Origin of the sequence: Bradymonas sediminis (assembly GCF_003258315.1) — a bacterium.
GTDB classification, from domain to species: Bacteria; Myxococcota_A; Bradymonadia; order Bradymonadales; family Bradymonadaceae; genus Bradymonas; species Bradymonas sediminis.
This window is the reverse complement of sequence record NZ_CP030032.1, coordinates 3,358,164-3,380,262: the sequence shown is the minus strand read 5'-3', so window position 1 is coordinate 3,380,262 and position 22,099 is coordinate 3,358,164. Positions and strand designations below refer to the sequence as shown.

16 protein-coding genes are annotated in these 22,099 nt (G+C 63.4%); 5 read left to right on the top strand and 11 right to left on the bottom strand.

All coding sequences use genetic code 11. The features are described 5' to 3' along the window. Window positions 1-285: 285 nt before the first annotated feature. Window positions 286-3,624 (top strand): AAA family ATPase, encoded by a 3,339-nt coding sequence (locus DN745_RS12785; RefSeq protein WP_111335388.1) that lies wholly within the window; start codon window positions 286-288, stop codon window positions 3,622-3,624. 8 nt (window positions 3,625-3,632) lie between these two features. On the opposite strand, the gene DN745_RS12780 is transcribed toward DN745_RS12785, so the two are convergent. The 4 genes from DN745_RS12780 to DN745_RS12765 are packed head-to-tail and all read right to left on the bottom strand — an operon-like array spanning window position 3,633 to window position 10,199. After that, on the bottom strand, window positions 3,633-7,919 hold the full coding sequence (locus tag DN745_RS12780; RefSeq protein ID WP_111335387.1) for a protein kinase domain-containing protein: 4,287 nt from the start codon (window positions 7,917-7,919) through the stop codon (window positions 3,633-3,635). A gap of 2 nt (window positions 7,920-7,921) precedes the next feature. Further along, complete coding sequence (locus DN745_RS12775) at window positions 7,922-8,551, bottom strand: hypothetical protein (RefSeq protein WP_111335385.1); 630 nt, start codon at window positions 8,549-8,551, stop codon at window positions 7,922-7,924. After that, entirely contained in the window at window positions 8,548-9,561 is a 1,014-nt protein-coding gene (locus tag DN745_RS12770; protein WP_111335383.1) for an RsmB/NOP family class I SAM-dependent RNA methyltransferase, read from the bottom strand. The genes DN745_RS12775 and DN745_RS12770 overlap by 4 nt, the downstream gene beginning before the upstream one ends. A 38-nt stretch (window positions 9,562-9,599) precedes the next feature. Continuing rightward, window positions 9,600-10,199, bottom strand: a complete 600-nt coding sequence (locus tag DN745_RS12765; protein WP_111335382.1) for a Maf family protein — start codon at window positions 10,197-10,199, stop codon at window positions 9,600-9,602. 323 nt (window positions 10,200-10,522) lie between these two features. Here DN745_RS12765 and DN745_RS12760 point away from each other — a divergent pair, with 323 nt between their 5' ends. After that, a complete protein-coding gene (locus tag DN745_RS12760; RefSeq protein WP_162687650.1) occupies window positions 10,523-10,816 on the top strand; it encodes a YbeD family protein in 294 nt (97 codons plus the stop codon). Between the two features lie 54 nt (window positions 10,817-10,870). On the opposite strand, the gene DN745_RS12755 is transcribed toward DN745_RS12760, so the two are convergent. The 3 genes from DN745_RS12755 to DN745_RS12745 form a co-directional block, all read right to left on the bottom strand. Next, on the bottom strand, window positions 10,871-12,064 hold the full coding sequence (locus DN745_RS12755) for an outer membrane protein assembly factor BamD (protein WP_133621859.1): 1,194 nt from the start codon (window positions 12,062-12,064) through the stop codon (window positions 10,871-10,873). A 64-nt stretch (window positions 12,065-12,128) separates the two neighbouring features. Beyond that, complete coding sequence (locus DN745_RS12750) at window positions 12,129-14,108, bottom strand: serine/threonine-protein kinase (protein WP_111335377.1); 1,980 nt, start codon at window positions 14,106-14,108, stop codon at window positions 12,129-12,131. Window positions 14,109-14,297: 189 nt separating this feature from the next. After that, window positions 14,298-16,886: a thrombospondin type 3 repeat-containing protein gene (locus tag DN745_RS12745; RefSeq protein WP_204354990.1), complete on the bottom strand. Its 2,589-nt coding sequence runs from the start codon at window positions 16,884-16,886 to the stop codon at window positions 14,298-14,300. Between the two features lie 302 nt (window positions 16,887-17,188). Here DN745_RS12745 and DN745_RS12740 point away from each other — a divergent pair, with 302 nt between their 5' ends. The 3 genes from DN745_RS12740 to DN745_RS12730 all read left to right on the top strand — a co-directional run bounded on the left by DN745_RS12740 (window position 17,189) and on the right by DN745_RS12730 (window position 19,169). Then, window positions 17,189-17,626 (top strand): hypothetical protein, encoded by a 438-nt coding sequence (locus DN745_RS12740; RefSeq protein WP_111335375.1) that lies wholly within the window; start codon window positions 17,189-17,191, stop codon window positions 17,624-17,626. 87 nt (window positions 17,627-17,713) lie between these two features. Next, a complete protein-coding gene (locus tag DN745_RS12735; protein ID WP_162687649.1) occupies window positions 17,714-18,556 on the top strand; it encodes an MBL fold metallo-hydrolase in 843 nt (280 codons plus the stop codon). 46 nt (window positions 18,557-18,602) lie between these two features. Further along, window positions 18,603-19,169, top strand: coding sequence for a peroxiredoxin family protein (locus DN745_RS12730; protein ID WP_111335372.1), 567 nt, complete (start codon window positions 18,603-18,605; stop codon window positions 19,167-19,169). A 39-nt stretch (window positions 19,170-19,208) separates the two neighbouring features. Here DN745_RS12730 and DN745_RS12725 read toward each other — a convergent pair whose 3' ends face one another. The 4 genes from DN745_RS12725 to DN745_RS12710 all read right to left on the bottom strand — a co-directional run bounded on the left by DN745_RS12725 (window position 19,209) and on the right by DN745_RS12710 (window position 22,088). Then, a complete protein-coding gene (locus DN745_RS12725; RefSeq protein WP_111335370.1) occupies window positions 19,209-20,027 on the bottom strand; it encodes an SURF1 family protein in 819 nt (272 codons plus the stop codon). Beyond that, window positions 20,024-20,206 carry a hypothetical protein gene (locus DN745_RS12720; protein ID WP_133621860.1) on the bottom strand — a complete coding sequence of 61 codons (183 nt, stop codon included), beginning with the start codon at window positions 20,204-20,206 and terminating at the stop codon, window positions 20,024-20,026. The genes DN745_RS12725 and DN745_RS12720 overlap by 4 nt, the downstream gene beginning before the upstream one ends. A gap of 56 nt (window positions 20,207-20,262) precedes the next feature. Continuing rightward, window positions 20,263-20,961 (bottom strand): cytochrome c oxidase assembly protein, encoded by a 699-nt coding sequence (locus DN745_RS12715; RefSeq protein ID WP_111335367.1) that lies wholly within the window; start codon window positions 20,959-20,961, stop codon window positions 20,263-20,265. A 101-nt stretch (window positions 20,962-21,062) separates the two neighbouring features. After that, entirely contained in the window at window positions 21,063-22,088 is a 1,026-nt protein-coding gene (locus DN745_RS12710; protein ID WP_111335366.1) for a heme o synthase, read from the bottom strand. Window positions 22,089-22,099: the final 11 nt, after the last annotated feature.

Genomic DNA, 22,099 nt, shown 5'->3' with positions numbered 1-22,099 from the left:
GTGAATCGGGGTTCGACATTTAGTGTAACCGAATGTTGGGCCATTTATCAATTTAAGCGGCCAAATTAGGCGCCACAGGCCAACTTTAGCAGGTTCTGGGGCTCGGGCTGGCTGCGCGCCAAAAAAAGATGGCTCGCTACAGGTGTGATACCCTTGAATTATTGCTATAGCTTCGCCGCTACGGACACGGAGAGCCTGGCCGGGTGATTTCATCCCATATAAGCGGGTAAAATGAAGCTATCCACCGATTATATTCTGTCTATATTTCGATATTAAAAAGGACGCATGAAGCTCATATTTCCCATTGGAATTCGCTTATACGACGGGGGCCTGGCGATCGCGGAGACGTTGGGGGACCTCGAGCTTAGCGCGGCGGCGGCGGACGCCGACGAGGCCCGCAAGAAGTTGCGCCAGGCGTGCTGCTACACGCTTGAGCGCACCCATCCGCGCCTGCTCGCCCGCATGGGGCGTGCGCCGAAGCCGCGTATTCAGAAGTTGGCGCTGCCCGCGCTGGTTCGCCGGGCGGACCAGTGGCGCTCCGGCGGCAAGGCCTCGGAGTATTTGGCGCGCCCGACCTATGTGCTCGAGCGGCGCTTCGACGGGGTGCTGGAGTTGAGCGTGCAGGGGTTGGCCGGGCCGGTTTGGCTGCCCGAAGAGGCCCCCGCCGCGGGCGATAGAGACGCCAAAAATTTGAAGCAAAACGCTTTGTATCAGGGGATGCTCGGCGAAATGCTGCGTCGCCATGAATACGAACTCTCGATGCACCAGGCCAAGCCGGACGCCTACGAGGTCAGCCTCCTGGAGGTCGAGTTCGAGCCGCTGGATCTGGCGCGCATGCCGGTGGGATCGTTGTGGCTAGACGCCTTCGCCGAGGTCGAGGCCGACGATGAGACCGTCGAGGCCGCTCCGACCCTTCATGAGGTTGCCCGCGATTGGAGTCATTTAGACCCGAAGACCCGCGCCGAGCGCGGGATCTTGGCGACCTTTGGCCGCGACGAGACGATCGCGCAGCTTCGGGAGTTGCTCGGCGCGTCACATCCTGCGGCGGTTGTCCTGGTGGGGCCGCCGAGGGTCGGAAAGACCAGTATTATCAAGCATTTGGCGCTGTTGAGCGCGGAGGCTTTGCAGCGGGAGGAGGAGGCGGGTGGGGATGCGGATTCTGGCGCGCGCGCGCGCCGGCTGTGGTTTGCCGATGCGCCGCGCTTGACCTCGACCGACCCGCAGTCGGGCGGCTGGCAGGAGCAATGCGCGCGGGTGGTCGAGGAGCTCGAGGAGGAGGACGATATCCTCTATATCGGCAGCCTCATTCAGGCGCTCGACGCCGGTAAATTTGTCGGCAGTGATTATAACCTCGCCCAATTTTTGAAGCCGCATTTGTCTGACCGCAGGCTTCGGATTGTGGCCGAGGCGACGGTCGAGGAGTGGACGCGCATCGAGCAGCGCGATGTCGGTTTTGCCCGGGCGTTTCAGGTGCTTCGCCTGAGCGATCCGCCCGAGGCGGAGTCCCGGGAGATCGTCGAGCAGGCGGCCGCGCGCATGAGCGCGGCCGAGGGGATTGAGCTGGAGCCGGCGGCGGTTGAGCGCGCCTGGCGTCTGGAGAAGCGCTTCGCCACCGAGGGCAGTCCGGTGGGCGGGGCGATTGACTTTATCGGGCGTACGCTTCGGCGCGCGGCCCAATCCTTCGCGCAGCGGGTGCGCGAGGTCGACCTGGTCGAGCGCTTCTGCGAGGAGAGCGGGCTGCCGCCGGTGATGTTGCTCGACGACCGAAGCCTTGATCTGAGCGAGGTGCGCGAGCGCCTGTCGCGCCGGGTGATGGGCCAGGATGAGGCCGTCCGCCAGGTCGCCGACGTGGTGGGCATCACGAAGGCGGGGCTGTCGTCGGCGCAGCGCCCGCTGGGGTCCTTCTTTTTTGTCGGGCCCACCGGCGTGGGAAAGACCGAGCTGGCGCGCGCGCTGGCCGAGTTTCTCTTTGGCAATGAGGAGCGCCTGATTCGCCTCGATATGAGTGAATACGCCCAGTCCAACGCCTACGCCCGACTGATGGGCGAGGGGGCGCATGAGGGCGATCTCACCGGTCCGGTGCGCCGCCAGCCGTTCTCGGTGATCTTGCTCGACGAGATCGAGAAGGCCCACCCGAGCGTCTATGATGTGCTGCTGCAGGTGCTCGGCGAGGCGCGCCTGAGCGACGCCAATGGGCGGCGCACGCGTTTTCAGAATACGATCGTCATCATGACGAGCAACCTCGGGGTCGACACGATGCGCCCGGCCATCGGCTTTGGCGGCGGCGGGGGCGCGGCGTCCTGGGAGCAACATTTTCGCAAGGAGGCCGAGCGCTATTTCCGCCCGGAATTCCTGGCGCGTATCGACCAATTTATCCCCTTTCGCTCGCTGTCGCGCGAAGTCGTGGAGTCCATCTCGCGGCGCGAGCTCGACAAGCTAAAGATGCGCGAGGGCTTGAGGGCGCGCGAGATTCAGGCGGAGTTCTCGGACGCGGTGGTGCGCTGGGTGGCGGCGGCTGGCTGGGATGAGCAATACGGGGCGCGCCCCATCAAGCGCGTGATTGAGCAGCGCGTCGCCTGGCCGATGGCCAGTCGCCTGGCCGAGGCCGGGGTGCTAGACGCCAACCTCTCCTATCGCATGCGCGTCGACGTGGAGGGAGACGCCGAAACCGGCGAGCTCGTGTGGCATTTCGACCCGCTGGAGGCGGGCGGTGAGAGCCGCAGTAATATGCTCGCCCAGATCGAGGAGATCGCCAGCCTGCGCCGGCGTCTGGAGCGCTGCATCCACGCCGAGGTGCTGGCCGAGTTGGCCTGGCGCTTTGAGGACTTCGACCGGGTGAGCGGCACCCAGGGGTTTTGGGAGTTGCCCGACGCCGCCGAGCACGCCCGCGCCGCGGAGCACGCGCGTCAGTTGGTCGGGGGTGTGATGGAGCTCAGCGAGGAGTTGGAGGCGATCGAGGAGTTGGTGCGCGAGGCGTATCATACCCGCGCCTTTGAACTCAGCGCGGACATCGACGAGCGCGTCGCCGAGATCGACCCGCGCTTGCACGAGGTCTTCTTGGAGTTGGTGCGCACGTTGCACGGGACTCCCGATGAGGTCGAGCTCTTTTTACCTGCCACCGACCCCGAAGACCCGTGGCGCGCGCGCCTGGTCCGCTGGTACCGCCAGCTCGCCGACTCGCGGGGGTGGCAGATGTCGATGCGTCGCGCGGTGCCGCGCGCGGAGCGCCCGGTCGAGGCCGATGTGGCGGCCCGAGACCGCCGAGAGGCGTTGTGGCAGCGCGCCCGCAAACCCTCGGGCACCGTGTTGGCGCTGGAGTTTAAGGGCCCCGGGGTGCGCGCGCTTTTGAGCGGCGAAGACGGGTTGCACCGGCGCGTCTCCGAAGACGGCAACGCGACCGTGGAGGTCTTTTTGCTCAGCGAAGATGTGGAGTGGCCGGCGCCCTCGGAGTTCGAAGGGGAGCGACCGCTTCGCCCCGAAGCGCGCAGTTGGAATTTCCGCACCGGTGAGATCTCAATGCGCGGGATCGGCGGGCTTGAACTCGACGAGGACAACCCCTGGCAGGTGCTCTGGCCGTATATCGAAGACTTGGCCTGGGAGATGGCGGGCGCCGAGTGGTGGTGAGCCGTAGATTAGCCGGGGTCGGCGCTTCGCTTGGTGAGGTGTGTGGCGAGCGGCCAGCCCTCCAGAAATAGGGGGATATGCGCGCCGAAGCGCGCGTAGCTATCCATGGCCTGGGCGGCCAGCGCGGGCGCCTTGCTCGACTCAAGCGTGTCGAGCAGTTGGGCGCGCGCCTCCAGGCATTTGGCCCATTCGATGGGGTTGGGATAACCCGTGAGGCGGCTGACCGCGTTTTCGAGGATGCGCAGACCTTTTTTGGGGTTGTCGCGCAGCATATAATAGCGGCAGCGCAGGCGCGCGGCCTCGGCGCGCATCGCCGGCGGCAGGGTGCGCCGCTGGGCGTGCAGCGCGCGCACCGCGGTGCTGAGGCGCTCAAGCGTGTCGGTGCGCCGGTTGTGGATCAGGCTGCGCTCGCGCTCGGCCAGGGCGGCCAGCGATTGACCCAGCGTCAGGTGCAGCATCGCGGCGGCGCCTTTATCCTTAATGAGTCCGCTGGCGTGCATTTCTTCGGCGAGCACGTCGAGGTGGCCGACCGAGACCTCCGCGCGGCCCAGCGCGATATTGAGCTGGGCGTCCATGCGGGCGAGCCACACCCGGGTGAGGCTGCTTGGGACATCGCTGATGAGGCGCGCACAGGCGTCGAGCAGCGCCTCGGCGCGCTGGGTGCGCCCGGCGAGCAGCGCGTTGGGCAACAGGATTTGATACACGCGCAGCATCACGTAGCGGTCGCCTCGCCAGAAATGCATCGCCTGGCGAGCGCTAAAATTTGCGTCCTTGAGGTTGCCGCGCTCGCCCAGAAGCCGCGCGTAGCTCAGGCGCAGGCGGTAGCGTTGGCGAAGTTCGGGGAGGTGGGCGTTGCGGAAGAATTTCGCGGCGGCCTCCAGGTGCTCCTCGGCCCGGTCGAATTCGCCGTGCAGGCGGTGATGGTCGACCCGGAAGATCTCGCATAGCCCGCGCAGTTGATTGTCCTGGGCCATCGCGAAGAGGTCGGCGGCCTCGTTAAGCCAGCGCTCGACGCGCCGGTTTCGGCCGGTGCTGCCGCTGAGCGAGGCGTGGCGGGCCATATAGAGGCGGTCCAGGCCACGAATGCGGGCGTCCTTGGTCTCGCTTGCCAGCAGGGCCAGGCGGGTGCGCATCGCGGCGATATCGGCGGGCATCAACAGGTCGTGCAGGTCGAGGACCATCGAGTAGATCTGAGCCCGAAGTTGCTGGGCGTCGTTGGCCGCGTCGACCTTGCTGTCGCCGACGTTCTCGGACCAGCGCGAGGTCGTCAGGCGGGCGCGGTCCTTCAGCAGGCTGAGATGGGCGAAGGCGCCGCCGGGCAGGATGCCCTCGTCGAAATTGGCCAGCGCGTTGCTCAGCGCCAGCCGCGCGTGGGCGTGGTGTGCGGCGCGCACGCAGGCCTCGAACTCATCGCAATAAAACCCGGCGCGCCGCAGCCCCGAGGGGGTGTTCTCGGCGATCGCGTGGAAGAGGTTATGTGCATGTTCGTAGCGATGCGCCAGGCGCTCCAGGCGGGCGTGTTCGACCTGCGGGTTGGTGCTCGGCGACAGGCTGGTATATTGGGCGTTTTCGGTGAGCCAGCGCCACAGTTTGGCCGCGCGGTTATAGGCAAAGCGCCGCTCGGCCTCGGCGGTGGCGCGCATGGCGGAGTCGGCGGCTTCGCGGTTTAAGCCCGCGCGCAACAGGTACTCAAAACGCAGCTCTTCGGCGCTCGGCCAGCAGCGCCGAATCCCCTCGGCGATGCATTTGCACAGGTGGGCGTAGCGCTGGTCGCGCAGCTGGTCGAGGATCAGCTTTCGATGGCTATTGTGGATGACGCTATAGGTGACATTCCACTGATGAGAGCGCACCGGCTCCACGAAGCGGGTGCCCATCAGGTGGTCGAGCGCGTCCATCGCGCTATTCTCGCCGGGCAGGTCGGTGGTGTCGAATTCATCGTCGAGGATGGTCGAGATGATCGCGCTCGACAGCGGAATCGAGGCCACCGAGAGCAACTCAAGCACGAAGCGATTGCGCCGCGACAGCGCGTCGAGGCGCTCGCTGATCAGGTGGTCGAGCAGCGGGCGCTCGGTCACCGGCTGCGGCCCCGTGGTGGACTTCTTGGCCGCGTCGGTCTCCTGGGGCTCATCCTCGTATTCATGCTCATCGAGGGTCGAGGGCGAGTGACGGGTCTCGTAGATCAACTCTTCGAGGAGCAGCGGGTTTAGCTCGCCGCGCTCCAGGATGCATTGTTGCTCGTCCAGCGACAGGTGCTCGCCGGCGCTCAGGACGTATTCGCGCGCGTCATCGCGGCTAAACCCGCCGAGTTCGACCCAATTGACGTGCGCCGGGGCGGACTCCAACCCGGCGATCATGGGGTGAGCCGGCGCGTTGGGTTTGGCGTTGGCGTCGAGCGTCCAGGTGCCAAGCACCATGCAGCTCAGGCCCTTGGGGTCGCCGATCAGGTCCAGGAGCAAAGAGGTGGTGTCCCAACTCGCCCATTGCAAGTCGTCGATGAGCAAGAGGATCGGGCGCTGGGTGGCGACCCGGCGCAGCAGGCTTCGGAAGTTGTCGATCGCGTCCAGGCGCGACATTTGCCCGACCGGCTCGTCGCCCGGCAGCCTGAGTACCGGGAAGAGCGTGGCGGACCTGCGGCGGCAGCGGTCGATTTTCTGGCGCAGCTCAGCCGGCAGATCCTCGAAGATCTTGGCCAACTGCGCCGCGATTTCATCCCACCCCTGGTAGATCAGCGATTCGCGATTATAGCATTTACCGCTCAAGACCAGCCAACCGCGGCGTGACAGCAGATAAGAGACCGCCTGGGAGACGGCCGTTTTGCCGATGCCGGGAGGTCCCTCAAGGATGGAGACGCCGAGGCGTTTCTGGTGGTAATTATTCTTGAAGCGCTTGAGGATCGAGTCGATGACCTCGGTGCGCCCCAGGAAAAGATCGCGGGCGGGCAGGGCCGATGCCGGGATATCGATGGCGTAGGATTCGGAGTGCTCCAGCAGGCTTCGCACCTCGTTAAGCGAGGCGCGCCGGCGCGGATCTTTGGCGAGCAGCCCGTGGATGACGTCGGCCCAGGTGGCCGGGCAATAGGGCTCGACCTCCGAGATGGGGGGCGGGTCGGCGTTGAGCTGCTGGTCGCGTATTTCGGCGGCGCTGCCGTAGAAGACCTGGCGGTTGCTCACGGCCTCAAACAGCACGCAGCCCAGGGCGTAGAGGTCGGCGGGCGGGCCGGCGACTTCGGTCTCGTCGAAGTCCAGGCTCTCGGGGGCGCGGTAGGCGAAGCTTGCGGCCAGGGCGGCGTCGGAGGGCGGCCCGAAGACCGCGTTAGCGCGGTTGGCATCTTCGCCCGACTCGCCCGGCTGCACCGAGGCCGGCGCGTCGGTCTCGCCTTCTTTGCGCATGCGCAACTCTTGGACGATGCCGTAGTCGACCAGCATGCAGCGGCCGGCGTGGTCGACCAGGATATTGGCCGGCTTGAGGTCGCCGTGGTGCTTCTTAAATCGGTGCAGGTATTCCAGGGCGTCGATGATCTGCGGCAGGATTCGGTCGAGCCGCAGCAGCACCAGCATCAAGGTGTCCTGGCGGTTGGCCGGCGAATCTTCGACGAGGCTCTCGACAATCTCGGAGGCGGATTCTTCGCCCAGCCCGGTGCCCGCAGGCGCCGTAAACTCCTGGGAGATAAGGTCGCTTAAATCAAGCGATGGCTCCGAATCTGGCGTGTCGAGCGTGGACTCGGGCGAGGTATGCGGCGCGTCGCTGGGGTCGTTTGCGTCGGCGTCGGCGCTCGGCGCCGGGGTGTGCTCGCCGGCCTCGACCGGCGCGGCGTCTTGCTCGGCGTCGTAGTCGACCGCGATCTCGATCGGGCCGGTGTGAGCGGCTTCGTGGGTGTCGGTGATACCCGCGTCGGCGATGTCTTCGCGCTGCTCCAGGGCGACGAGCTCCTCGGCGGTCGGCGGCTGGCGCAGGTAGGTCATCAGGTCGACGCCCGGGGCGAACTCACTGACGACATAATGCAGGCCGTCGCGCTCGATATTCTCGACGAAGCGCACCAGATGGGGGTGCTCGATGCGGCTAAGGGAGTCGAGGGTGCGCGTGAATTTCTGCGGCTCCCTGGGCAGCGCGTGCGTGATGAGGCGCGCGGCGACCGACTCCTGGGTCTGGGCGTCGAGCATCTCGAAGACCTCGCCCATCAGGCCGTCGCCGATAACCCGCAAAAAACGGTAGCGCGGCGACACCGTTGAGAATGGGTCGCTGGGCGCCTCGGGGGCAGGCTGGTCGGTATTTTGAGAGTCCGATGAAGATGTCATAATCAGTGGTCTCTTGGTGAGCCCAAATCGCTGTGGTTTTCGTCTTTGACCAGCAGGGTATCAAAGGCCGACCGATCCTCAAGGAGGGCCCAGGCCTGCGGGATCATACTCGCGAAAACACCACCGTGTTCCGCGATTTCTTGGCCGGGCTCGGCGGGCCTAATCAGCCCGACGCCCAGGCAAATCTCATCGACGAAGGCTAGCATATACCCGGCGCCGGTGCATAAGCCGCATTGCTCGGCGGGCAGAATAAAAGACGCGCGCCTCAAAAATTGGTCGGCCTGCGCGGAGGTGAGCTGGGCGCGATTTTGCGTGGCGTGGGGGCCAAACTCCATCGCCGCGGCGGTCGACAACTTTGGGTATTTCATCTGCGTATGTAAAAAACTCATGCCGATGATTTGAGCGGGCGGGGCGGCCGGCGGATGATGATCGCGCCGGACCAGGTGGAGCCGTCGTGTGTTGGGGCGCACCAGATAATAGGGGTCAAAGACCGCCGCCGGGATGCCAAAGCGCGCCTCGATGGAGGCAAACCAGGGCTGGCCGTCGACGCGGGTTACCTGGGCGTCGAGGGCGGCGCAATCGGCGCGCTGGCCGAAGTCCTGGGCCGGTTGTATGGGGTCGGTTTTACTCATGATAGGCGGGTCTCGGCGGTCTTCTCAATGAGCGCGGCGAAGAAGCCGCCGGTATTATTCTGATGCGGCCATACGCGCAAGGTCTGGGCGAGGTCTTCGCCCAGGTCCTGGCCGGCCCAATGAGTGAGCCCCGCCGAGGTGATGAGGCCAGGGATGCGCGCCGGGAGCAGGCGCAGGTGCGCGCGCCCCACGAGGTTGAGCAACTCATCGACGAGCACCTCGTTCTCTTCGGGCGCGTAGGTGCAGGTTGAGTAGACGATGCGCCCGCCAACCTTGCAGAGTTGGACGGCCTTTCGCAGCAGCGCGAGCTGGGTGCCGTGCAGCGGCGCGGAGCCCTCGGCGCTGGAGATGGGCGTGGCGCCCTGGTGCTTGCGCGAGGTCCCCTCACAGGAGCAGGGCGCGTCGACCAGCACCTTGTCGAAGGCGCCGTGGGTGTCGCCATAGTGGCGGGCGGGGTAATTCGCGCCGTCGTGCACCGTGACGCTGGTGTTGGTGATGCCCAGGCGCTCCAGCGTGCGCCGAAGCCCGCTGATGCGGTAGGGGTCGCGGTCATTGGCGATGAGGGTGCCGCGATTCTGCATGGCCACGGCGAGCTGGGCGGTCTTATTGCCGGGGGCGGCGCAGAGGTCGAGGACGCGCTCGTCACCGGTCGCGGCGAGCAACACCGGCGGGATAAGCGAGACTTCTTCCTGGATATGGTAGAGGCCGGCCAGGTACTCGACGCGGTTTCCGGGGCGGAGCTTTTCGCCCCTGGCGTCCTCGGCGGGCAGGCGAAACGCGCCGGGATACCAGCCAATGGGCGCGACCGGAAACCCGCCGCGCGCCATCCACTCGCCCAGGCGCGCGGGCGTGGTGCGCAGCGTATTGGTCCACACACAGATCGGCAGCGGCCGGGCGAGGGCCGCGCCGAATGCCTCCCAATCGTCGACGATAGAGCGGTAGCGTGCGAAAGCCGCCAACTCGGCGCGGGCGTCGTTTTGCGAGGCGGATTCGGGAGGATTTGGGGCCATCAGGGCGTTCCGTGGCGTATGGGCTAAGGTGCGTGAGATTAGGCGACGTCGAAAAAGCCGGCGCGCTCTAAAAGCGTGTGAACGCGGGTCAGCGGGAGCCCGATAATCGCGGTATAATCGTCGCCTCGCATGGCCCGAAAAAGGCGAATACCGCCGGCCTCGATCATATAGGAGCCGGCGCACCCAAGGGGCTGATCTTCGGCGATATATTGGGCAATCTGCGCGCTTGTCAGGGCGCGCATCTCCATCTGGTACTTGGCGAGGTCGTCGCTGACTGCGCCGCCCGGTGTGACGAGCGCGACCGCCGTCAGCAGCGCGTGCGTCTGGCCGCTGAGCTCTGCGAGTTGCGCGCAGGCGCGCTCGGCGGTCTTCGGCTTTGAGAAGCGCGTGTCGCCCAGCGCGATGACCTGGTCTGCGCCGATGACCCAGGCGCCCGGGTGCGCGGCGGCGACCGCCTCGGCCTTCTGCCGGGCGAGGCGGCGCGCGGTGTCCGCCGGGGACTCACCGGCCAGCGGGCGCTCGTCGATCTTCGCGGCGACGCTCTCAAATGGGATGCTCAATCGCTCCAGGAGTTCACGCTTAAAGGTCGACTCGGTGGCGAGGATAAGTCTCGGGAAGTTATGGTCAGGTTGATTCATATCGATCGGGGCGATGGTGGGCGGCCAGGCGCGGGTGTCGGCCGAGAGAAACTTGTCAGACGATCCGTTCTACATGCTCTCACTCATCCTGTGAATCGTCGAGGGTTATGGGCGCACCCGGCGCGCAGCGCGAGGCGTTTCGCAGTTTTTCGCCGCCGGCGCAAGTTCGAGCTATTTCGAAATCTTTGAGCTTATAGTATCGACGCCCGGAATGTTCTTTTGTGCTTAATTTTTATGCCAAGATGACGATCCATCGCAGCGGCGCGCGGCGCCGCACAAGCCATCACGGGTCGCCAAATGACAGCGAAAATACGAGGATTACGATGACAGACACAAATAGCAAGTCGGAGTTTTTAGAGCGTCTTCGCGATGTGCACGATTTCCCCGGGCCCTTTATGTTCAAGGTGATCGGCACGAACTCGGATGCCTTCGTGGCGCGGGTGGTTCAGGCGGTGATCAACGTGCTGGGCAATGTTGAGCCGCAGGTGAAGACCCGCGAGAGCTCGGCCGGCAATCATATGGCCGTGACGGTGGATGTCTCGGTGGAGAAGGCCGAGGACGTGCTCGATATCTACGCGGCGTTTCAATCGTTGGAAGGCGTAAAGTTTGTGCTTTAAACCAAAAACGCGCCCGCTAAAGCGGGCGCGTTTTTAGATCATACCAATTGATAATCAGAGGCCGAGGAGGTCGTCGTCGTCATCGGCTTCGACGGGCTCTGGCGCGCTTTTGGGCGCGGGCTTCGAGGCGGGAATCTCCTCGGACTCGCCGCTCATCAGGTCCCAGGTGAAGAGGCCGGCGCCGGCGAGCAAGGAGGCCGCGCTCGCGGCGTAGAGGATATTGGCGCCGAGTTGTTGGGAGCGGCCCTGCTCGACCATCGCGGCGTCCACCGAGCCCAGCGCGCTCTGGCGTTGACCGAGGGTGTCGTGGGTGTCAGCGGCTTGCATGCCCATCACCGCACCACCGGCGCCCAGGCCCACGGCCAGCCCCGCCAGGGCGAATGAGACGGTGCGCAGGGTGCTGATTCCCTGGCCCTCAGGCGCCGGGATTGTCGACGCCATCGGCAAGGAGACTTCGCTCAACTCGCCGCTTTCGACCTCGACGGTGCCTTCCCAGAACGCGCCGTCGGGCCCGGTGACGGTGATATTATGGCTGCCGGGCGCCAGGCCAATCGCGGCGTCCATGGGCAGCGAATAACTGCCCGAGCCTGCCACCTCGACGGTGCCGGAGCGCTGGTCGCTATAGATAAGCAGTTGGCCGGGGATGGCGAAGTTAAGGGAGGCCTGTTCTTCGGCTTTGAGCGTGATCTTTTTCTTGATGACCTCGGCGCCGGCGGGGTGGACCGACAGGGTGTGCTCGCCGGGCATCAATGAGACCGCGCACGGGATTTTGCAACGCGGTGTGTCTTCATCGGCGACGAAGACCTCAAGCTTTGGCTGAGATGCGGTGACCTGCACGGTCGCCATCTGCGTGGCCAACTCCTGCTGGATCTCGATGATCGCTTCAATGACCTCTTCGGCGTTATTGGCCTCGGGCATCGCGTTGATATAGCGCTGCAGATAATCCTGGGCCTCCAGCAGATTCTCGGCCATCCAATAGGATTTCCCGACATTATAGAGCAACTCGGCGCGCTCCGATAATTCGTAGGCGGCGAGGAAGGACTTGGCGGCGGCGTCGAAGTCCTCGTCTTGATACGCTTTTTGGCCGTCAAAGAAATGCTGCTTGGCCTGCTCGATCTCGTCGGCAGACTGCGCAAACGCCGGGGCCGGCATCATCGTGGAGGCGGCGCCAAAGGTGGCGAAGAGCAACGTCGAGGCCAGGATGAGGCGCATATGGCGCGGGTGCAGCGTAGTCATTGAGGGCTTCATAGCTTCCTGCGTGGGCCGGCGTAGTTGATGCGCCGTGGGGTGCGACGCGAATTATTTCTTGAGCTCAACCAAATGGGTTCAGAATATCACTGGGTTTTTCATCTTTTGGTGGTTCCGGCGCGGCCTCTTTTTTCTTCGCAGGCTTTTTCGCGGGCTTCTTGGGCGCGGCCGGTTTCTTGGGCGCTTCTTTTACGGGCTCATCGTCCCAGAGGTCCAGGCCGGAGTCGATCGGTTGAACGACCGGCTTGGGATCAGGTTTCTCGGGTTTCGGGGCAGGCGCAGCCGGCTTCTTCGCGGGTTGCTTGGGCGCGGCCGGTTTCGGAGCGGCGCTGGCAGGCGTCGGCTTGGGCGCCTCCGCAGGCTCCTCGACCTCTTGAGGGGTGTCGTCTTCAAGCGGTGAGTCCTCGAGGCCGTCTTCGCCCAGGTCATCTGCGGGCGTTAATTCGAAGACCTCCTTGATATCGGCGTCCGGCACGAACCGAAGCTCGCGGTCGGCGAAGCCGTCCATCGACAGCGTGATGGTCATCGGCTCGGCGCTGCGCCGAAGGGTTAATTCCTGGGGCGTTGTGCCCAGGAAGTCGCCGCCTCGGTAGAGCTCGGCGCCGCTGGGGTCGGAGTCCAAGCTGACGGTGACCGTGGCGGGCAGCGGCGGCGCGGGGTCGGGCGTCACCGGGGCGGTCGCCACTGGCTCGGCTATGGCGGGCGCTTCGGCATCATCGTCGAGGAAGGTCAGTCCAAAAAGAACCGCCACCACGATCAGCAGGGCGCCGACGACATAGACCGCGCCCGGCAATTTCTTATCGTTCTGGGTCGGATTGTTAAGCGCTGGCGTGAGCTGCTGGACGCCAAATTGTCCGGTATTCTCGTCGAGCTTCTTCGTGCGCAAATTGCCGTTCGCCGGCGGTGCGTTAAAGCCCGGAGTGAGCGGCTGGGCAGAGCCGGCATGAGCCGGCGAGCCATCGTCCTCGACGAGGTCAAACTCCTCGATTTGCAGCTCTTCGATGTCGGCGTCGGCGAGCATCTGGCCGGTGCCCACCGAGGTGGCCGACGGTGTCATGGGCGGGATAGAGCTCGGCCCCGAGGCGTCTTGCATGGCGTTTTGGCGCTGGATCGCCGCCGCCGAAAAATTGTCCTCGATGAAGCGCCCGAGGCGATTGACCGTGTAGCCGGGGGCGAGGTTTTGGAGCGCGCGACGCAGGTCTTGTTTGGCGCTGTAGCCGTCCTGGTAGCGCTTGTCCGGGTCGCGCTGCAGCAGGGTCATCACGATCTGGTTGACCTCCTGATTGACCTGCGGGTTGAGCTCGCGCGGCGGGACGATCTCCTTGGAGAGGATATTGTTGTAGATCTGAAATTCGTTGTCGCCGCGGAAAGGCAGCTCATTGGTCAACATCTTATAGAGGCAAAGCCCCGCCGCGAAGAGGTCGGCTCGGCCATCGAGCGATTTGGCCATCGCCTGCTCGGGGGCCATATAGAGCAATTTACCTTTGATCACGCCGACCTGGGTGTGGTTCTCCTTTACCGCGGCTTTGGCGACGCCGAAGTCGATCAATTTAACGTCGCCGGCATAGCTGATGATGACGTTATGCGGGCTGACGTCGCGGTGAACGATGTTGAGGGGGCGGCCGTCCTTGTCGGTATTGGTGTGGGCGGCGTGCAACCCGGCGCAGATGCAGCTCGTGATATAGAGCGCGTGGTCGACCGGAATCATCTGGTTCTGTTTGCGCAGCCCCTTCATCACATGCGACAGGTCGAGGCCATGGACGTATTCCATGGCGATAAAATAGCTGTCGTCAATGCGCCCCAGGTCGTAGACCTGGGCGATATTGGAGTCGCTGATGCTGACCAGGATATTGGCTTCGTCCTTGAGCATGGTGATAAATTCTTCATCCTCCGCCAGGTGCGGGAGGATCTTCTTTATCGCCACGGTTTTCTCAAAACCGCCGATACCAGGCATGGTCGCTCGATAAATCTCGGCCATGCCGCCACGAGCAATGAGCTTGTGGAGCGTGTAGCTTCCAAATTTTTGGGGCAGTTGCTCAGCCATTTGGATTCAATTTCGAACTTGGTACGGTGATTAAAAGCGTCTGATCACCCGGGCGGCTGCGACGCTCGCCCGGGGGTGCATCTGTTCATCGCGAAATATAGCATTGATAGGCTAAAGTTGAAAACTTCGAGTATCGGGTTGTTGGCCGCGATATGGCCGACTTATGCCGGCGCCTCAATCGCGATGCATTTATTCAACCGGCAGCTCCGGCTCAACGAGCCCAGGGGGGGCGGGAAGCTTGGCGGTCCAATCCACTTCGATCAGGTCTTCGGCGGCGCGCTGGAGCAGGTGCCAGGTCTGAGATTTGGAGTTATAGAACCACAATTCGTAGGGACTCGAGGCGTTGCGGCGCGCCGAGACGATCACGTTTGACTCAACGCCCGTGGGGACCAGCGAGTTGATCTGGGTCATGCCCGGCGGGCGCAAATACTCCCCTTGCACGTAGGCGCGCTGGCCGCGGCCGTCGTCGTCGGTCACCGCGAGGGCCGGCGAGAACGACGTGGTGGGCGCCAGACGCGCGAACTTCCACTCACCGAATAGAGACGCCCAGCCGACGCTAGTAACCGAGCGTTGGGATTGGTTCAACTGAAACGGTTTGAGGCAGACCTCGCAATTTTCGGGACCCGCAAGGACCACGCCCATCCCATGGAGGTTGCCGTTCAAACCGCGGAAATCAGGCAACGTCGAGTCATAGGCGGCGACGGACAGGTCAGCGGTGGAAATGTCCGACAGCATCCAGGTACCCGCGCGCGTGGGGTTCGGGTGAATCGCGGTGATCTGCGCCGGCGTGTTGCCCTGATAGGACGTGTCTAGGACGGTCGCGGCGCGCAGCGGCACGGCCAGGTCGATATTGTCAGGGGTGGTCGGGTCGTCGGCGTGCACGGAGAAGATATCCACGCCAGTCGCGCTCTCGGGCGCACCCGAGAGGGCCATGATCTGGGATTTTCCGCCCAAAAAGTACGGCCGATGCGGCGCGGCGGCCGTGTCAGCGCTAAGGCTCGTGGGCGTGTCCATCGCGTCGAGCGATGCGTATTCCAGGGTGCGCTGGGTGCCGTCATCGCGGATATACGCCAGATAACCGCTGAGGGGGAAGCTCAACGGGTTGAGCGGGTCGGTCTCCCCGAGGGCTTCCATACCGTTATGGAACCCGTCCCCGTCGATGTCGGGGTCACAGCTGTCGCCGATGCGGTCGCGGTCCATATCGGACTGGTCCAAGTTGCTGGTATTCGGGCAATTATCCAGGAAATCGTTGATGCCGTCGCCGTCGCTGTCCATGGTGGCGTACTGCGGCATGCATCCCAGGAAAAACTCGCGCGCGCGCACATTCTGCGGGTTGTCGACGGAGCGCTCCAGGGCAATAAAGCTCATTGAGTGCGGCGTCGAGATGAACCTCGGGTTGGTCATCGCGCTGAAGTCAAAGTCGAAGCCGGAGATCTGCTGAACCGCGCCGGTGTCCATCGAGTAGCGAATGATCGCGCCAAGATTACGGTCGATGATATAGACAAATTGACCGCCGCCCGGGATCAGCAGTGGGGAGATAATCGGCGAGCCCAGGGGCGAGAGCGCTACGGTCTTCGTGGTGAAGGATTTGCCCGCCGGATCGCTGAAGCTGATGAGCAAGGGGTCGCCGCTATTCACGATGTCGGAGTAAAAGAGCACGCCGCCGTCAAGGGTTTGGGTGGTGTACCAGGACAGCGCGTTAGACGAGCCCGTAGCGACGGTTTGGAAGGAATCCAGGCCCTGAGCGACCCGAGAGATTCTCCAATTCGTTGGGACGCTCGCCGTCGCGGTCTGAATAAATGCCTGACCGCTGGGCGTGCTGCCCGCGGCGATGAGCGGGGTGTTGTTCGGGAAGTTAATTCGAGCGCCGAGGCTGACGCGACCGTCGGCGGCGATCATCAACGCCTGATCAAAGAGGTCGCCGGAGGCCGTCGGGGCGCCGGGGGTGATCCAATAGCGATTGTCCTCGCTCGGAGTCGTGGTGCGACCAAAGGCGGTGAAGGGCAAATCCGGGGCGTCCTTCCAGGCGCCCGACGCGCGGTCGATAACCTTTACGGTCGCGACCTGGTCGCCGTTTTCGTCGGTTCCGCCGAAGATCGGCACCCAACTCAGGTGGGTCGAGGAGGGGGCGACGAAGTTCTCGGCCGGGTAGGCGACGGTGCCGTAGTCGAGCACGCCGTCGACGGCGAGCGCGTGGCAGCTCGGGGCGCTATCACAGGCGTTGCCGATGCCATCGCCGTCGAAATCGAGCTGGTCCTGGTTGGCGGTGTCGACGCAGTTGTCGAGCATATCTGCCACGCCGTCGCGGTCCTGGTCGGGCACGCAAGCCGTCTGGGTTTTGACGGCGATCGCCTCGAGGGGCAACTGGTTGATCGGCAGGCAATGCAGGTCGTCGCGCTCGGCGACGCCCCCACAGGACGCGGCATCGGTGTAATCACAATCGACCACGCAGATCTCGACGCCCGCTTTCGGGCCGAAGTTCATCGCCTGGCAGGAGCTGCCCTGCTGGCAGGCTTCGCCGGCGGAGCAGTCCGTCGTGCAATAATTTTGGTAGCAAAGACCCTCGTCACCGCAATCGGAGTCCGTCGCGCATGACGCGCCGACCACCGTGGGGACCGGCTGCGATTCAGCGTCGTCGTCGGTGGTGTCGTCGGAAATATCGTCATCACTGCCGTCCGCGTCGTCTTCGACCGTGTCGCCCAACGGGGTGTTGTTGGCGTCGGCTCCGCTGTCGGTGATCAACGAGTCGGATTCCTCAAAAGCGTCGAAATCCAGCATACACGCGCTCGAGCCCATGCTTGAAAAAGCAAAAAGGGCCACCATAATCCATGTGCGCCGCGAAGCGCGGGTAGATATTTTGGAGGTCGAGCGCTGACCGGAATCGGTGGATTCGGTGGATGGTGTGCGAGAAACGGTGGTCTCGGATTTCATAAGACGCTTTGGACTGAAGTATTGAGGTGATTTTTGCGGTGCATTCTGCGTTTCATCTTAACACGATGTCCAAAGCACTTACAATAAGGTTGGCCTACAAAAATGGAAGTGTTTTGGGGGCTAAACGCCAACAGAAAAGGGGCGACGCGATGGGGCTTCGGAATCTTATTAAGGGGTTGGATGGTTGGGGTTTATTGGGGCAAAAGTCGAGCGGTGGTGGGCTGTATTTTGAGCAAGAGCCCAACCTCGACGCGGGGCTGACGATTCAGTGGGCGGTCGGCGAAGATGCCGGGCGAGTGGACCTGGCCGATGCGTTGGTGTCCGACGCCATAAGACCTCAAGAGTTGCGGGAGATGGTGCGCTTTTGCGCGCGCAAAAATCTGCCGGTTGGGGTATGGCTGCTAAGCGGCGTGTGGTGCCTGCCGACCGACGTCGACGCGGTGGCCCGCTGGGCGCTCAACCTTAGCGAGTGCGCGGGGCCGGCCCACATCTGGATCGACCCCTTCGCGATGCCCCCGGCGTATCGCCGCCGGCTCGACGCCCATCTTCGCCGGGCCGGGGCGCGTCTGGGCGACCCGACCGCCTAATCCAAAGAAGTTCGGGCGCACACTTCATGGGAAAAAATCTGTTTTCACCACCTCCAAATCTCCTAATTTTATTCATCCAGGATGATTATGAATGTTGAAATACTCGCCAGTTCGATCAGTGACAACTTCTTCTACCTCTTGCACGACTCACAGGGACGGGCGGTGTTGGTGGACCCGGTCGATGGGGCGCAGGCGGTGGAGTTTCTGCGGCGCGAGGGGCTGGAGTTAGAGGCGGTGGTCAATACACATTTTCATCACGACCATATCGGCGGCAATGACGCGGTCTTTGCGGCGTTCCCGCAGGCGTCGCTGCTCGCCGGGGCGGTGGACACGCCCCAGATCGAGGCGGGCCAATCGCGCGCGGTAGACCGAAAGCTGTACGCCGGCGACGCGGTGGCGGTCGGCGAAGTCGAGGTGCGCGTGTTGGATACGCCCGGGCATACGCCGGGGCATATTAGCTTGCTCGGCGAGCGCCATCTGTTAAGCGGAGACACCCTCTTTGCCGGGGGCGTCGGAAATTGCAGCTTTGGCGGGGACCCCGGGGTCCTCTACGCGACCTTTCGCGACGTAATCAGCGCGCTGAGCGATTCGGTGATCTTCTATCCGGGCCACGACTACGCGCTGCGAAATCTGGAGTTTATCCTCTCCTTGGAGCCCGACAACGCGCCGGCGCAGGAGCTACTCAAGGCCGAGCGCGAAGTCGTCGAGGCGGCCAAGGCTGATCGGGTCGCCAAAAAGGACCGGATTTTGCGCCGCCGAACCCTCGGCGACGAGCGGGCGTATAATCCGTTTCTACGGGTCGACGACCCCGCGCTCGTGGAGGGGCTTAAGACCTCGCATGGCGATATTTTTTCCCAGGAAATGCAAAAGTCCGAGGCGCCGGCCGAGGCAGCGTTTCGCACCCTTCGCAGGCTGCGCAATGACTGGTAAAAGGCTTGGGCGCGTGGCGGTATTTTTCGTTTAAGGTTTAGGACTTATGAGTGCATCTTCGGTCAAAATTCTGATTCTCGTGGCTGCGTTGGGGGCCTTCGCGGCCATGATCGCGGGGCCCTGGGCCATCGCCGACAAGCCGGGTGTGATGGAGGCGGTGGTGCGCCTGGACGGCGAGTGGGTGGACCGCCCGGCGCCGGACTTCGAGCTGCTCGACGTCGACAGCGGCCAGGCCGCCAGCCTGTCGAGCTATCGCGGCAAGGTGGTCTTCTTGAACTTCTGGGCCAGCTATTGCGTGCCGTGCCGCAAAGAGATGCCGAGCATGGAGGAGTTGGTGCGCCAATACCGCAACCGCGGGCTGGTCATGGTCGCGGTGAGCCTGGACGTCGAGCAGCAAGATATCGGCAAATTCATGGACGAGTTTTTGCCCAATCAACAGAGCCAGATGACCGTGTTATGGGACCCGAATAGTCAGAGCTCGGCGGCCATGGGCACCGAGTTGATTCCCGAGACCTATATCATCGACCGCGACGGCCAGATCGTCGCGCGATTTGTGAGTGATTATGACTGGACTCGCCCCGAAGTGAAGCAGTTGATCGAGGCGTTGCTCTGAGGAAGGAGCTTGAAGGGCCGGCGTCGCGCCGGCCCGAGGCTAGCTCTGCGGCTGCGACGGCGCCGGGTTATGGCGCCCCGAAGTCAGCAGGCCGAAGGCGTTGGCCAAATACATCCCCAGAAGCCCCAGCGCGGTCAAATACCAGAAGCTCAGATACCCCAGGTGGCGCTCCGAGGTCATATAGGGCTGCGTGACGTATTCCAGGCTCGCCACCGGATAGGGATACTCACTATGCTCGGGGCCGAGCACCAGGATGGTCGGCGTGGTCGGGGTCTCGACGCTCAACGCCTGCGCGATGCCGGTGATATCGTAGGACTCCCACTCGACGACATCCCCCTGCGCAGAGGTCTTCAGCGCAAGCTCGCCGCGCGTCAATTCGGCGCGGGTGCCCTCGTCTGCGATGACGCGCTGGGGCTGATAAACAAGCCCGTTATAGGACTTGAGCTCGGTGTCCAGGGGTTCGGCGGCGAGCTCCTGGGCGCTGTTTCGGTGCACCCACCCACGATTGACGATCAGCCCGCCCGGGCCTTCTGCAAAACGCAGCACGCCGCCGACCCAATAGCCGGGCTTTCCGCCGTCGTGGGTGCGATGTTTAAATAAAAAAACGTAATCTGGATCGAGGGAGCCGCGGACCTCGATGGGGCTGTAGGAGCGGGCCTTTTGCTGGAATTCGGCCAGGCTCTTGACCTGAATGCGCGCGTCGGTGAGGTGCGCGGCGCGCTCGGCTTCGATCGCGAGCTTCTCGAAATACCGAAGGGTCTGCCAGGTGCCCAGGGCGAGCAGCAGCGCGAGGCCCACGATGGTGCCCAGCGTGGGCCAGAATCGGGGCTTAAATTGCAGGCGTTTGCGCTGGCTCATGAGGATAAGATGATGCGGGTGACGACGGTCAATAAGATCAGAAACGCGACGATGCCCAGGAAGATGAGCCCGAGCTGGCGGTTGCGTTTCTTCATGTCCTCGGAGGGCGCGAACTCCTCGACTGAGGATGCGGCGCCTGATTCTTCGGGCTGGTTCGGTGCGGTTGATTCTTGGCTCATAAACAACCCAGAGGCGGCCTGTCCCGAGGGTGGGCGCAGGCGACAAAAGTTAGAGGTTAGGGCGAAATCTGCGCGGCGCTTGCGGTCTCTACGGCCGGGGCATTGTCGCCAGCTTTCTCGACCGGCGTGTCGACCGTCTTCACTTTGAAGAAGGTATAAGACAGCGTGATATTGGTGATATGCTTGGGGATATCCGGGTCGAACCAGAAATACAGCGGCATATCCATCGACTCACTGGGGGCAAGTGTTTGCTCGGTGAAGCAGAAACACTCGATTTTCTTGAAATATTGAGCGGCCTCGGGCGGCACGATATCGTAGACGCCTTTGCCGACGATGGTGTCGGCGTAGCTCAAATTCTTGGAGTAGAATTTGGTCAGGCGTTTCTCGCCTGGGTGAACCGTCGCGGTATACTCGGTCGGGACGAACTCCCAGGGCAGCTCGCTATTGACGGTGGCCGAGAAGCGAATCTTGAGCTCGCGCGACTCGTCCACGGTGACGTTGGTGTATTCTGACACCGTGCCGTTCTGCGACGAGGAGCCGCCCGGATCGATCTTGGCGCAGATGATGCGGTAGAGCGGGATGGAGCCCCAGGCGAGCGCGAACGACGCGGCCAGGGTGATGCCAACGAACTTCAGAAGCTTTGTGTGATCGGTGGCGACGTGGGTGCCGTCGGCGTAGGGAAGCACGCCGTTTGTGGTCTTGCCGGTCAGGTCAAGCTTCTCAGCAGCCTGTTGGTCTTTCTGGTCATCTGTCATCGCGAACTCCGAAGGAATGAAAGGAGCAGCACGCAACAAATTAAAAAGTGTGCGCTCGTCGGTGCGGTCAATATGCGAGGCGTCAGCAAAGTTCGACGCGATTAGGGGGTACCCACGTTCGTCGGCAAATTCAAGCCCGAAGACTCCGGGTTGGGGGTATATCCCAGGAATATGACCGACTCCCGATTCATCTGGTCGGCGATATGGCGCGTCTGGGTGAAGTGCTTGGTGTAGAGGCTGTCGGCCGACATCGCCCCAAAGAGCAGGCCAAGATACACGATGGAATAGGCGAAGGTGCGCTTGGCCCAGCGGTCGGTGTCGTCGAAAGCGCAACGCACACAGCAATAGGCGAAGCCCGCGCCAAGCAGGACCGAGGCGACCAGGTAGATGATGCCCATCATGCCGACGACCGCCAGCAGGGTCGTCATGCCGATAAGCACCAGCGTGTACAAAAGCATCTGCAGCTTCGTGGTGTGCTCGCCGCGCACCACTGGCATCATCGGGATATTGGCCTTGTCGTAGTCGATGTCTTTGTACAGCGCGAGCGCCCAGAAATGCGGCGGCGTCCACAGGAATACGATGGCGAAGATGATCCAGGCGGTCCAGCTCAGGCTGCCGGTGACCGCGGTCCACCCGATCAGGGCGGGGAACGCGCCGGCGCCGCCGCCGATGACGATATTATGCGGCGTACTGCGCTTGAGCCACATCGTATAGATGACCGAATAGTAGATATGCCCCAGAAAGCCCATTAGCGCCGCCAGAGGATTCACCAGCACGGCGAGGACTGCGACGCCCGACAGGCCGAGCAGGGCGGCGAAGATCGTCGCGCTTCGCGCCGACACGCGTCCCTGCGGGATCGGGCGATTCTTGGTGCGCCGCATCATCGGGTCGATATCGCGGTCCCACACCATATTGCAGACATTCGCGCTCGCGCAGACCAGGATGCTGCCGATGATGGTCCACAAGAAGAGCCACCCGTCGGGCATGCCGCGCGCGGCGACCAGCATCGTGCAGGACGCGGTGATCACCAGCAGGCGCAAGATGCCCGGTTTCATCAAGTGATAATAATCACTGATGCGTTGTCGGGTTGAATTCGAAGGCGAAGGTTCGGCGGCGGGAGTGCCCATTTCAGGGGTCT

Bases quoted from the DNA above. Each gene is read 5' to 3' on its own strand.
- DN745_RS12750 (WP_111335377.1), bottom strand. From the start codon at position 14,108: ATGGCTGAGCAACTGCCCCAAAAATTTGGAAGCTACACGCTCCACAAG.
- DN745_RS12770 (WP_111335383.1), bottom strand. From the start codon at position 9,561: ATGGCCCCAAATCCTCCCGAATCCGCCTCGCAAAACGACGCCCGCGCC.
- DN745_RS12735 (WP_162687649.1), top strand. From the start codon at position 17,714: ATGAATGTTGAAATACTCGCCAGTTCGATCAGTGACAACTTCTTCTAC.
- DN745_RS12730 (WP_111335372.1), top strand. From the start codon at position 18,603: ATGAGTGCATCTTCGGTCAAAATTCTGATTCTCGTGGCTGCGTTGGGG.
- DN745_RS12720 (WP_133621860.1), bottom strand. From the start codon at position 20,206: ATGAGCCAAGAATCAACCGCACCGAACCAGCCCGAAGAATCAGGCGCC.
- DN745_RS12755 (WP_133621859.1), bottom strand. From the start codon at position 12,064: ATGAAGCCCTCAATGACTACGCTGCACCCGCGCCATATGCGCCTCATC.
- DN745_RS12765 (WP_111335382.1), bottom strand. From the start codon at position 10,199: ATGAATCAACCTGACCATAACTTCCCGAGACTTATCCTCGCCACCGAG.
- DN745_RS12745 (WP_204354990.1), bottom strand. From the start codon at position 16,886: ATGCTGGATTTCGACGCTTTTGAGGAATCCGACTCGTTGATCACCGAC.
- DN745_RS12740 (WP_111335375.1), top strand. From the start codon at position 17,189: ATGGGGCTTCGGAATCTTATTAAGGGGTTGGATGGTTGGGGTTTATTG.
- DN745_RS12760 (WP_162687650.1), top strand. From the start codon at position 10,523: ATGACAGACACAAATAGCAAGTCGGAGTTTTTAGAGCGTCTTCGCGAT.
- DN745_RS12780 (WP_111335387.1), bottom strand. From the start codon at position 7,919: ATGACATCTTCATCGGACTCTCAAAATACCGACCAGCCTGCCCCCGAG.
- DN745_RS12710 (WP_111335366.1), bottom strand. From the start codon at position 22,088: ATGGGCACTCCCGCCGCCGAACCTTCGCCTTCGAATTCAACCCGACAA.
- DN745_RS12715 (WP_111335367.1), bottom strand. From the start codon at position 20,961: ATGACAGATGACCAGAAAGACCAACAGGCTGCTGAGAAGCTTGACCTG.
- DN745_RS12775 (WP_111335385.1), bottom strand. From the start codon at position 8,551: ATGAGTAAAACCGACCCCATACAACCGGCCCAGGACTTCGGCCAGCGC.
- DN745_RS12785 (WP_111335388.1), top strand. From the start codon at position 286: ATGAAGCTCATATTTCCCATTGGAATTCGCTTATACGACGGGGGCCTG.
- DN745_RS12725 (WP_111335370.1), bottom strand. From the start codon at position 20,027: ATGAGCCAGCGCAAACGCCTGCAATTTAAGCCCCGATTCTGGCCCACG.